Origin of the sequence: Alkaliphilus peptidifermentans DSM 18978 (genome assembly GCF_900101495.1) — a bacterium.
Classification (GTDB): Bacteria; Bacillota; Clostridia; order Peptostreptococcales; family Natronincolaceae; genus Alkaliphilus_C; species Alkaliphilus_C peptidifermentans.
Genome location: NZ_FMUS01000005.1, coordinates 1 through 12,870, shown reverse-complemented (window position 1 = coordinate 12,870; position 12,870 = coordinate 1). Strand labels below are relative to the sequence as shown.

The window sequence follows — 12,870 nt, the reverse complement described above, 5'->3', positions numbered from 1 at the left end:
TGTGTTATAATTATTGGTAAATAAAATAACACGAGGTAAGGTTATGGATTACAAAAAGATATTAAAAATAATAACGGATAATATTGATGATGGTATATTTGTTGTCAACAAAGGGGGAGAAGTCGTTTTTTACAATGAATCTGCTGATAATCAGGCCGGTGTGAATTTTGAAAATGCTATCGGTAAGAATATTCTGGAAATTTTCCCTAAGTTGACTAAAGAGAGCAGCACCCTGTTACGGGTCATGGAAATGAAAGAACCTATTATTGGACACATTCAAAGCTACTACAATTATAATCTTAAAAAAGTAACGATTATCTCCACCACTTACCCTGTTTTTGAAAATGGTGACATCATTGGTGCCATTGAAATATCTAAAGATCTCAACAAGTACGGGGAGTTCAACGATAAAATAGATAAAATCAGAAATAGCAAAGGTAAAAAAATTATTAAAGAGGAAACACCTCATGATTTAGATGCTATTATAGGTGAAAGTCAATCAATCACCCGACTAAAAGACAAGATCAAAAAAATAGCCGCAAGTAGCTCGCCGGTCATTGTTTCGGGTGAAACCGGAACAGGAAAAGAAATGGTTGTTCAGAGCATTCACAATCTGAGTGAAAGAAGTAAAGCGCCCTTTGTTGCTCAAAACTGTGCTGCTATACCTGTGACACTGCTTGAGAGCATACTTTTTGGCACATCTGTCGGCAGTTTCACCGATTCTAAAGATTCTCCTGGTATTTTTGAACTGGCTGACAAAGGGACATTATTTCTTGATGAAATCAATTCAATGGATACTTTCCTTCAGGCCAAACTTTTGAGAGTCATTCAGGACGGCCATATCAGGCGTATAGGAGACAAATATACCAGACGGGTGGATGTCAGGGTTATAGCCGCAATGAATGTAAGGCCATTAGAGGCGGTAAAAACTGGAAAATTAAGAGAAGACTTGTTTTATAGGCTTAATGTATTGAACATAGAAATCGAGCCATTAAGGGACAGGGGAGAAGATATAATAGTTTTAACTGACTATTTCATCAAAAAATTCAATCGAAAATTTCAAAAAAATATTAAAGGTATCAGTGAAAAAGCACTGGAGGCACTATTAAATCATGACTGGCCTGGTAATGTGAGAGAGTTGGAACATGCAATAGAGCATGGCATGCTGATGGCAGAGGGTACTATAATCGGGAGTGAAGATTTGCCGGCAATGGTAAATACTGTCGTGTTTAAGAGTTATGCAGATAATTTCTTAGATGACTGCAAGCCAGAAATGGACAAGCCGTTAAAAGAGATGGTCAGTGCTTTTGAAAAGCAAGTGATACAGAAAGCATTGGCAGAGAAGTCCTATTCAATTACCGATACGGCAAAATTGCTGGGTATACCGAGACAGACATTACATTATAAAATAAATAATCTTAATATCGAAATATCAAAAGATCTCAAATTAAGAGAATGATTGAGAACTATGGATTTGACATCTCATTGTATTCGTATATATAAACCTGTCTATGACAGTTCAACCAGAACAAAACTTTATGCTGCTCTGGTTACTATCATTGTGGTCAACTTCCTTTAGTTTTTTATTTAAATTTCTATTAATTCCCTGGTGGTTTTGGATAGCAATTCGCTACCTGTTTCTGTAACGACTATAATATCTTCCAATCTAACGCCACCCCATTCTGGAATATAAATGCCCGGTTCTACTGTCAAAACCGCATTTTTTTCCAAAATGTTTTTTGAATTCTTATCGAGAAAAGGCTCTTCATGAAGAAACAGTCCGATGCCGTGACCCATTCCTTCATAATGATATCTTATCAAATCTGCTTCTTCAAACACCTTGGCGGATTTAAAGAAAGGCTCTTTCGCTAAAACGCCTGCTTTTATTGAATTAATAGCTGCATTCTGGGCATTTTGAACCACCTCATAGATTCTCTTTTGTTCTGAATCTGGTTTCCCAATAACAACTGTCCTCGAGAAATCTGACATGTATCCTTTGTATCTTGCTCCATAATTCATGAGTAAAAAGTCGCCTTTTTCAAGTCTAGCGTCAGTCGGAGAACCCAAAATTAACGAGGATCTTTTTCCGGCTAAAAAAACACTTTCGCTAACCTGAGCATCTCCGCCTTCCTTTTTAATATAATATTCGCATAATGCTGAAAGCTCTTTTTCTGTAATGCCAACTTTGATTTCATCCAATAACTTCAAAAATACCATGTCATTAATTTGACATGCAATCTTTAAGTTGTAAATTTCTTCAGGTGACTTAATTTCCCTAAGTTTTTCAATCATACCTACAACTGGTGTAATTTCAGCTTGTATCATATCATATAAATCTGTAAATTGCTTATAGGTAATATACTCAGCCTCGAAACCAAGTCTTTTAATATTCTCCTCTTTGATAAGTTCATTGATGGCTTCTTTTAGTTTATATTCTTTTTTTTGCCAGTCAATAATTTGGAAACCCCTTGTTGTTTTAGAGGCAAGCTCTTTGTATCTACCATCGGTGAGTAAATATCTTCCCTTTTCAGTAATAAGAGCATAAGCGTGCTGCTCTCTATAGCCACTTATGTATTGAACATTATATGGATTGCTGATTAAAAGACCGTCAATAAATTCATTTTGCATTAATAACATTATTTTATTAAACATTACTAAACCTCCATCAAATATCTAATAAATATCAGCTAATACTATTTTTATTACAATTCTTAATTTTTATAACAATGATAAGCTAAGGGGAGTCCATTTTCAAAGCTTTCTTAAGGTGTACTTTCAGTTGGATTTTCTGCAATAAGGTTTCATTGATATAGTAATGCAATTTATATGCCACAACAATGAAATTAATGGGGTTTTTAATACTTGTGTTTATAGAACAAAAATATTAAAAACATTGATGATATTCAAATTAAAATTATATGTATAGACGAAAATCACGACATGAAGATGTAATCTTTTGGGCAGTTTGTTATTTTTGAGTCACTAATTATTTTGCCTCATAATTCTCTTTTATTTTATACTTTGATATTTTATTGTTTAATGTTTGTCTTGGAATTTTTAAAAATTCCGCAGCTTTTGACTTGTTTCCCTTAGATTTTAAAAGTGCTTTTACGATCATATCTCTTTCAATATTCTCTAAGACCTCATTCAACGGTTTAATTTCATCATCATCTTCTTTAGTTTCAGGTTTTATACTTGTATTGAGAAGAGGCTTATCTGCAAAGGTACGTATATGCTTAGGTAAATCATCCTCTGTGATTTCGTTATGATCAATTAAATTTACAATATTTTCAATAGTGTATTTTAGTTCCCTAACATTTCCCGGCCAATTATATTCATTCAACAAGCTCTTGCATTGCATGGATAATCCCTTGATCTCTCTTGATAAAAGCTTGTTATAATAATCTATAAAATATTGAGTTAATATATCTATATCTTTTTTTCTTGTTCTTAATGGGTCTATAGTAAGAGCTATAACATTAAGCCTGTAATACAAATCTCTTCTTAAATTGCCTTGCTCAACAGCTTCTATAGGTGAAACATTTGTTGATGCAATTATTCTAACATCAACAGTAACTGTTTTATCACTTCCCACTCTTCTGATTATGCCGTCTTGAAGAACCCTTAATAACTTAGATTGCAAATCCATATTCATGGAGTTTATTTCATCAAGAAATAATGTTCCTCCGTCTGCCAGTTCAAATAATCCCAATTTCTCCTTTGCTCCAGTAAAACTGCCTATATTTGTTCCGAAGAGAATGCTTTCCAGCAATGTATCGGGTATGGCAGCACAATTTTGAGCTATAAAAGGGCTTTTTCTTCTCTTAAAGCTTGCATTATGAATAGATTGAGCAATGAGTTCTTTTCCTGTTCCTGTCTCACCATAAATCAGTACTGAAGAAGAACTGTCAGCAATTTTATGTATTTTCTTTTTTAGTTCTTCTATGTTTTTGCTTACACCTATAATATCAGTTAATGTATATTGAGTTCCGTTGGATTTGTACACCGTGTTATTATGCTCAGGCTCAGATATGTGATCAGAGAGGATTATGGTTTTAGAAAGTTTTTTATAGTCATTAATATTTTCCAATATTTCAACAGCACCTACAATATTGTCGTTTATCAGCAGCGGCAAAGTTGTCGTTATAGATTTCACTCTATTGCCTTTGTAGGTATAAAAAGTCTGGATATTATTAATAATTGGCGTTTTACTTGTCAAAACTCTGTATAAAGTGCTTTCTTCTTTATCTATACCTCCAAAGATATCCAGTATATTTTTGCCTATTGCATACTTTGGATCTGTTTCAAATATTTCACCTTTGATGTCATTTAAATATACAATAGTGCCATCTGAATCAACAACAATTATGCTTTGTTTTTTATATTTCAAAATGGTTTTAAGTAATAATTTATAATCCATTCCACATTCTCCAGACTAATTAATACTATAATATTAGTAATTATACACGATAAATCATAAAAATGGAAGAGCTTGGGATTAAGTAGTTTTTATACTTGTCGATTAAAAACCATAAACGTTAAGACAGTTTGTCCTCTTTGTTTTTCTAATGAATAGTACAATGATGGATTTGTCACAATGAAGACTACTGGATTTTTAATGATGGGCCTGCTTGATAAAAAATAAGATTGCAAAAACAATAATAACTAGGAGGTAAATATAAAAAAGGCATAGAATAGTAAAATATATGAAGTATATATGAATGGGTTATAATATTGACGCCTTTAAAATATAAAAAAGGTATTGAAGGAGCACAATATATGAAAACTTTGATTGATTTAAGAGTAAAGCAAGATGACGAAATGATTGAGACCATTAGAAATCTTTATGATGAACCGTTGAAGGTTATTAAATTAGGAGATCAATCCATAGCTGCATGCATTGGCTGTTGGAATTGTTGGCTCAAGAACCCTGGTAGATGTGTAATGAAGGATCAAATGGCTGAGTCCTATCACGACTATGTAAACAGTGATACAGTAATTTTACTTATGGATACAGCCCAAGGATTCATAAACCATCAAGCTAAAGCTTTTTTTGACAGAACTATTCCCCACTACCATCCATATATAGAAATTGTAGATGGCGAATGTCATCATGTTGCTAGATACAAGTGCTATCCTGATATGGTATTTTACTATGATGCTGTAGACTTAAAAAATAGAGAAGAACAGATTATTGAGGATTATTTGTATCGTACTGCCTTCCATTTTAAGTCTAGAGCCTACAGAACTGTAAAAGATGGTGGGATTCAATTGAGATTATTGGAATCAAGGAAGGCGAAAAGACAGACTGTAGCCTTTCAGTCGGTTGAACCCATGGAAAAACTAGTTATTTACAACGGTTCGCCTAGAAAAAGTGGAAGCAATTCGGCACTTATTCTAAAAAAAGCTGTTGAAGCCCTTTCCAATAGGGTTGAGGTTCGTGATTTGAAGGAAGGAGATAAATGGGAGGAGTGGATAGAGACCTTTAAAAGTGAGAAACATGTTATGTTCTTCATGCCTCTATATGTCCATGCAATGCCTTCCCATGTCATGGGCTTTATAGAGAAACTTCAAGCCTCTGAAGGAAGTATAAGCTTTTTTATACAATCGGGGTTTCCTGAAAGTAGTCAGTCTCATTTCCTTGAGGCATATTTTGAACAATTGGCTCTTAGATTGGGAAGAACATATGTTGGTACAGCCATTAAGGGACAAGTGGAAGGTTTGCAGGTTAGACCTACTAATGCTCAAGAAAAAATTATTGAACCAATGGTAGGTGCCATTGTGAACCTGGTGTGTAATGGAAATTTCAGCCCGTCAGATATTCGTCAACTGGGCAGGCCAATTAGATTGGGAAAGGGTTTGAGTATTCTATTTAAGTTACTTACAAGAATTGGACTAATAAACCTTTTTTGGGATCAACAGCTAAAAGCAAACAATGCATATGAAAAACGTTTTGATCGCCCTTATCAATGCTAAACTGAGGAGGATGCAACGGTTTAACAGGTTAAGTTCCAAAATTGATTAAAGATATATCATTATCATCCTTCTATCAAAACACATGTGGATTATGTATTGGTGATAGACAAAAATCAGGTAGTGGTTAATTGATAATATATGTTTCATATAAACACAAATTACTAGAAAAATCCACTGATTAAACTAGTATGTAAGAGGAGAAATATCATGAATATAGTATATTTTATTAGGAATTCTGGTGCGGATTATGCCCAACTAGGAAAAGATGCGTTAACTTTATTGAAAAAAATCATATCAGAAACTGCACATCAGTTTGAAAAAGAAATGCCTATAAAGGTCCATTTCGGTGAAAAGGGAAACACAACCTTCATTCCTGCAGTATGCTACGAAGAAATTATAAATTATCTTAAAGAGAATGAAGTATCTCCATGTTATATTGAAACCAATGTATTGTATAGGGGAGCAAGAACAACATCAACTAGTCATATTCAAACAGCAAGAAGCCATGGATTCACGCAGATCCCCATTATAATTGCTGATGGGGAAATGGGAACAGAATACAATGAAATAGAAATAAACAAAGAATATATTAATAGTTGCAAAATAGGCAAAGGTTTTGAAAGCTTTAATCAGTATATCGTTATGAGTCATTTTAAAGGACATATAGAAGCAGGATTCGGTGGTGCCCTAAAACAACTAAGTATGGGTTTTGCTTCGCGGGGAGGCAAGTTAGCACAGCATTCAGGGATTTCCCCTAATGTAACAGCTGAAAAATGTATTGGATGTGATCTTTGTGTAGAGAAATGTGATTTTGATGCCATATATAGGACTGATACTGCTGTTATTGATGATAGCAAATGTATTGGATGCGCTGGCTGCATAGCTGTTTGTCCTAAAGGTGCAATTAGAAACACTTGGGGAGGTTCTAATTTTCTCGAGAAGCTTTCAGAGTATGCTTATGGGGCATCAAAGAACAAAGATATAATATACATAACCTTCGTACATAACATTACTAAGGATTGTGACTGTATGGGTAAACCAATGAAACCAATTGCAGACAATATAGGTATACTAGCTTCAAAGGATCCAGTAGCTTTAGATACTGCATGTTTAGACTTAGTGCAGAGTAATAGCGGAGAAAAGCTTTTTGAAAAAGGAAGGGTATCTCTTTATCATGCAGAAAAAATTGGACTGGGTACAATGAAGTATCAGCTAGTTGAAATTAATATTGAAGCAAATTGATAAATGAATTAGTAAATTCCATAATAACAAACCCTCTCACAAATCGGTGAGAGGGTTTGTTATTTGATTAACTATAATCAGTGAGGGGAGTGCTTTTAAAGTGTGGAGAAGTATTTAGTAGACTAGAGGGATTTTGTGAGATGAGAGAATTCAGTTGGATGGAATAAAAAAGTTTGACAATAAATAGTTATACATATACAATATAGTTAGTTAAACTAACTAACAAATGAGAGGATGATACAACAATGCAGAAAAATACAATTCTAGCCGCAGAAGAAATAGCTATGTTTTGTAGATTGCAAATGCAGGTAAAAAAGGGGTTGCCAATTAGATCAAGTGAGATGGGGGTGCTTATTTATATTCAGAAACAAGATGAACCTGTTACTCCCTTAATGATAAGTAATTTCTTTCAAATAGCCAAACCTTCGGTGACTGCAATGATTAATGAGCTGATTAAGAAAAAGTATTTAGTTAAGGTACCTTCTGCTACCGACGGAAGAAGCTATACTGTTTCTGTTACTGAGAAGGGACAAGAACTAGTTGCATCAACACATGATGAATACTTTAAAGTCATAGCAATACTAGAAGATAAAATGGGAGATGATGATTTTAAATCATTTTTTAAGCTTATTCAAAAAGCAAATACAATACTGATTGAGGAGAGAGGTAAATGAAAATATTAGTAACCGGGGCATTAGGTAATGTAGGTAAGTATGTAGTAAGGGAGTTAATAAAAAAAGGAGAGAAAGTAGTGGCTGGAGACATCGACATTACTAAAATTGTAAATATATTTGGTGATGAAGTTGATGCTGTTAAACTTGATTTTACAGACGAAAGAACATTTGATAATGGACTAAAGGGAGTAGACCGTGTGTTTCTAATGAGGCCGCCACATCTTGGCAAGCCTGAGGATATGTATCCCTTTATTGACTCTATGAAGTTTCATAGTATAAAACTGGTTTCATTTTTATCTTTAATGGGTGTTGAAAAAAATACCATACCTCCTCATCACAAGATAGAGAAATATATTGAAAAATCAGGAATTCCATACGCTCATATTAGGCCAGGGTTTTTTATGCAGAATTTATCAGGGATACATTCAGAAGAAATTAAAGAAAAAAATGAAATATTTATTCCAGCTGGAAAGAGTAAAACAAGCTTTATTGATGCATTAGATATAGGACTTTCAGTAGCAACGCTATTAAATGAATCAGAAAAATATAAAAATACTGCCCATACTATAACTGGGCCAGAGTCTTTGGATTACCATCAAATAGCAGAAATTTTAAGCGAGGTTACTGGGAAAAAAATAACATATAAAAAACCCAGCTTCTTAAAGTATAGAAGTTACTACATTAAGAAAAGGGGATTGGATAAAAATTATGTAAATGTAACAGTAGCCCTGTACTTCATGACAAGAATGGGTACAGCTAAGACAGTGACTAATGAATTCTATCAGCTTACAGGAAAAAAACCTCGAACCTTCCGTGAGTTTGCAAGGGAAAATATTAATTATTTTGTGTAGAAAAAGCTGCAATAAAACACAAGGGAGGTTGAGTATTTGAATATATTAGCACAACCATTAGGTATATTACTAAGATTAATTTATGGGATAGGAGGAAATTATGGTTTATCCATTATATTGTTTACTGTATTAGTGAAGCTTTTTATGGTACCGTTAACTCTAAAACAAACGAAATCAATGAATGATATACAGGCTATGCAGCCGAAACTCAAAGAGCTACAGGAAAAGTATAAGAACGATCAAGAGAAGTTGAACGTTAAAACCCTAGAGCTATATAAAGAACAAAATGTTAGCCCTTATGGAGGGTGTTTACCTCTACTAATTCAGTTTCCAATAATTATCGGTTTATTTACGGTGTTGCGAAGTCCTGAGGTGTACGTTTTTGCTTCTGAAGAAATTTATCGCAGTATGAGCACCAATTTTTTATGGCTTAGCAACTTAACGGATCCAGACCCTTTGATATTACCTCTGTTGGCAGGATTCACAACTTACCTAACAAGTATCACAGCATCATCTAATAGTACTGGCCAAAGTCAAAGGGCTCTAAATTACCTATTACCCATTATGATCTTCTGGTGGGGACGCAGCTTTTCAGCTGGATTAACGTTGTACTGGGTATCAAGTAATGTTTTTCAAATTATTCAGCAGTTAATATTGTCTAGATATAGTCTGAAGGCACAAGCAGATGTATGTTAATTTTTTAGGCTATGACACAGCTGAAAAATTTATATAAACTATGAAAAACCAGATAACATTTCATTGATTTGTAACCCAATTATAAATTATAGTTAATATAGATACAAAAAAATCGGAATAGGAGAAAAAGATGATACGAAAATATGGTATTAGAGCACATGATTTAGGGATATTGACCCCAGAACAAATATTGAATAAATTGGATGAACTAAAGCTAGACGGTGTACAGTTGGCACCTGTTAAGGTGTTTGATACGATTAAAAGGCATGAAATGTTTATGGAGGGTGATTTCTCATCATTTGTTTGTCAATTATTTAAAGAATGTCAGAAAGAAATTTTAATGCTTGGTTGCTATCTTAACCATGCACATCCAGATTCTGAGCAACAAAGGCATTTCCTAGATATTAGTAAGGGTTATATAAATATTGCAGCGTTAAATAACATAAAGTGCGTAGGAACAGAATCCTTTACGCTAAATGCAAATGGAAAGCCCCATAAGGAGGATCACTCACAAGTTGGTTACAATCATTTCATCAAGCAATTAGAGCCTTTAATTGCATATGCCGAGGAACGTCAAGTAGATTTTGCAATAGAGCCAGCTGTCCATCACATTATATATGATATTAAGACAATGACTAAATTAATTCATGACATTGGGTCCAAAAGGGTGAAGGTTATTTTTGATCCAGTAAACTTGATGACACAAGAACTGAAAGTCGATCAAAGGCGGTTTTTCGAAACTTTTTTTGAGGCTTTTGATAATCGAATCAGTATGGTTCATGTGAAGGATTTTGCATATTTAGGCCATGAGAAGCAAATGCTTACCGCAGGTCAAGGGGAGCTTGATTATGGCTATTTACATCAAATGATAAAAAAATCTCAGCAAGCTATAGATGTAATGCTTGAAGGGGTTTCTCCTGAGCTGACTTTAAGTGCCATTAGAAACATGAAACAACTTGATTTTTAGCTAAAGTATATTTTTGCTTGACATAATAATATTTGTTTAAAAAACACAGGAAAACAACCTATCAAGCGTTGCCGTATAATAGTTGAAATTTACAGTATATGAAAAAATAGTTGCAATTAAATTGTTAATTTGTAAACCAAAGCTTTAAAGCACTAACTGGTAATTATCTGACAATTAAAATTGACAATTGAGGGGGCATTAGCGTGAAACTTAATAAACTTGACAGAAATCAAATGGTATTTTTTGCAGGGAAAAAAACTACTATAAATAAGTTCCTAATAGATTACGATCTAGAATATGAAAATGAATTTGTATGCTTAACTGTTATTAATAATCTAGTTAATAAAGGCAGCTTGAAATTAATCGAACAGGAATCTCAAACCAGTAGTATTAATGAAAATAATCATATTAACGACTTTAAGAATAGATATATTGATGATATTGAAGAGTTGATTCATAAACATTGTAATACTACTGACAGAGTAAAATTAAAAAAAATGTCTACTAATATTTTTGAATTAAGCTTTGACTATATGATTAAATACGAAGATTCTGGTCGGAGTAAAGATACACTTAATAAGATACTTGACTCCTTAACAGAACAATGTGATACGTTTGAAAGAATAGTGCTTTCAGGAATGATTCTAGCTATTTTCACTGGAACATTTGCCGCAGAGGCTGGAGATGATGAATCTGCCAGGCCTATTATGAATATATTTTTAAGTGACGTTTACGGAAAATTTCAATCAAACGATAAAAAAACTATGACGGCTATGATGGGAGATATGTATGTTTTAGCTAAGAGAAAGTTTATAGCCGATAAGAATAAAGAAAAAGCAATTGGAAACCAAAGAAAAAACAATAGCCAAATGGGAACACATGATAAAAAGAATAATAATAGCATTTCCTTTGATGAATGTTTAAGAAAACACTTTCCAATGCAAGCATCAACATTGTCAGTGATAAATGAGATATCAAGCATCCATTCATCCTTGTATGAAATGACCCTTGAAACACTAAAAGATTATAAAGGGGATTATGAATTAGAAGATATTTACCTGGGAGCACTAATTATCCATGTTAGATTAGGAAATATTTCAGGTTTTAGTATAGATGAATTATTTGAAGAACTTAACTGGTCTATGGAATTTAAATATGATGTTATGAATGGATTTACTACTAAAACAGTAAAGAAACCAGAAAAACAAAGGGTAGAGCCTAAAATGAAAGTTGATTACGACTCAAAAAGAAGTAATAATTCATTCCAAGATAAAAATACATTGTCAATTAAAGATAATACAAGTAAAAACAGGATTGAGTATGGAAATACATCTGGAAATATTAATAACGGAGGACGTTATGGATTTAAGGGTAACTATATATACTCTGCTGTTACAATGGGAGGGCAAGCAGGTATCTATAAAGAGCAGGTGGGGAATGGAAAACCTCTAAGGATTTATGAAGGCGAAGTAAATAATCTTAATATAGTAGGTGATTGGGTTTATTTTAATAAATATGGTAGCATTTTAGGTGGAATCGGCAAAGTCAAAACTGATGGATCATCCTTTACTACCATAGACCTCGATAGAGCTATATATATGCATGTAGCCGAGGACTGGATATACTATTGTAAAAGTGTGAAAAAAGGTTTGTTTAGCAATCAGTCTGATCTATACCTTTGTAAAATTAAAACGGATGGAACTAACAAAACACAACTGGGTAAAATAGGCGATTATAATTTTGTGGTTTGGGATAATTGGATATATTTTCGTCAAAGCGGCTTACGTAGAATGATGAAGGATGGAACAAATCTAAGTACCATTTTGGAAGGTTCCATTTATAACGTGAATATAGTTGATGGTTCAATCTATTATATGGAAAATTTCTGTGATTTCTATAAGTGTGATTTAGAGGGTAATAAAAGAGTACATATATTTAAAATTAGGGGTACCTCTTATCGGATGAATGTCACTGGTAAATGGATTTATTATATAAAGGAAGATGACGGTCTTTATAGATTAAGTATTGATGGAAGTAAAAACGAAAAAATTGTGGATTCAGTTGATAATAATTCAGACATACATGTTGCCGGTAATAAAGTAATTTATTTAAAGGGCGATAGGTACAATAGTATAAATGTATAATACAAGCCAAAGTCAAGGGGACGTTTTGGGACCAGTGAAAAAGTCCCCTGTAAACATCCAGTTTAACTTACACATATGTTTATATATTAAGTGCAAAATATTTTTAAGGTCATTGAAAATACTTGATTTTAGACAAAAAAACCCCCGTTTATGGTATAATGTAAGTACGACCAAACAAAACCAAAAGGGGGTTTTTTCATGCTTCAACATAAGCCAAAGCAAATATCTTTTCACTCATCATTATATAATAAAATACCAGAAAATCATATACTAAAAAGAATAGATTCAGCAGTAGATTTTAGCTTTATCAATGGATTACT

Annotated in this window: 10 protein-coding genes; 8 read left to right on the top strand and 2 right to left on the bottom strand. The window is 33.3% G+C overall.

What is annotated here, in order from left to right:
* The first annotated feature begins 43 nt into the window (after positions 1-43).
* On the top strand, positions 44-1,459 hold the full coding sequence (locus BLP68_RS04965) for a sigma-54 interaction domain-containing protein (RefSeq protein WP_091540776.1): 1,416 nt from the start codon (positions 44-46) through the stop codon (positions 1,457-1,459).
* A 128-nt stretch (positions 1,460-1,587) separates the two neighbouring features.
* Here the strand turns inward: BLP68_RS04965 and BLP68_RS04960 are convergent, their stop codons facing one another.
* Both BLP68_RS04960 and BLP68_RS04955 read right to left on the bottom strand, forming a co-directional pair.
* Complete coding sequence (locus tag BLP68_RS04960; RefSeq protein ID WP_091540774.1) at positions 1,588-2,652, bottom strand: M24 family metallopeptidase; 1,065 nt, start codon at positions 2,650-2,652, stop codon at positions 1,588-1,590.
* 334 nt (positions 2,653-2,986) lie between these two features.
* A complete protein-coding gene (locus tag BLP68_RS04955; protein WP_091540771.1) occupies positions 2,987-4,420 on the bottom strand; it encodes a sigma-54 interaction domain-containing protein in 1,434 nt (477 codons plus the stop codon).
* A 359-nt stretch (positions 4,421-4,779) separates the two neighbouring features.
* Between BLP68_RS04955 and BLP68_RS04950 the strand changes: the two genes are divergently transcribed.
* The 7 genes from BLP68_RS04950 (at position 4,780) to BLP68_RS04920 (ending at position 12,550) form a co-directional block, all read left to right on the top strand.
* Positions 4,780-5,976, top strand: coding sequence for a flavodoxin family protein (locus BLP68_RS04950; RefSeq protein ID WP_091540769.1), 1,197 nt, complete (start codon positions 4,780-4,782; stop codon positions 5,974-5,976).
* Positions 5,977-6,183: 207 nt separating this feature from the next.
* Positions 6,184-7,218 (top strand): DUF362 domain-containing protein, encoded by a 1,035-nt coding sequence (locus BLP68_RS04945; RefSeq protein ID WP_091540766.1) that lies wholly within the window; start codon positions 6,184-6,186, stop codon positions 7,216-7,218.
* A gap of 245 nt (positions 7,219-7,463) precedes the next feature.
* Positions 7,464-7,892 carry a MarR family winged helix-turn-helix transcriptional regulator gene (locus tag BLP68_RS04940; RefSeq protein ID WP_091540764.1) on the top strand — a complete coding sequence of 143 codons (429 nt, stop codon included), beginning with the start codon at positions 7,464-7,466 and terminating at the stop codon, positions 7,890-7,892.
* Complete coding sequence (locus BLP68_RS04935) at positions 7,889-8,743, top strand: SDR family oxidoreductase (RefSeq protein WP_091540761.1); 855 nt, start codon at positions 7,889-7,891, stop codon at positions 8,741-8,743. The genes BLP68_RS04940 and BLP68_RS04935 overlap by 4 nt, the downstream gene beginning before the upstream one ends.
* Before the next feature lie 36 nt (positions 8,744-8,779).
* Positions 8,780-9,439, top strand: coding sequence for a YidC/Oxa1 family membrane protein insertase (locus tag BLP68_RS04930; RefSeq protein WP_091540759.1), 660 nt, complete (start codon positions 8,780-8,782; stop codon positions 9,437-9,439).
* 130 nt (positions 9,440-9,569) lie between these two features.
* The gene (locus BLP68_RS04925; protein WP_091540756.1) at positions 9,570-10,406 is read left to right on the top strand and encodes a sugar phosphate isomerase/epimerase family protein; all 837 of its coding nucleotides are present in this window, start codon (positions 9,570-9,572) and stop codon (positions 10,404-10,406) included.
* Positions 10,407-10,609: 203 nt separating this feature from the next.
* Positions 10,610-12,550: a DUF5050 domain-containing protein gene (locus BLP68_RS04920; protein ID WP_091540754.1), complete on the top strand. Its 1,941-nt coding sequence runs from the start codon at positions 10,610-10,612 to the stop codon at positions 12,548-12,550.
* Positions 12,551-12,870 lie beyond the last annotated feature (320 nt).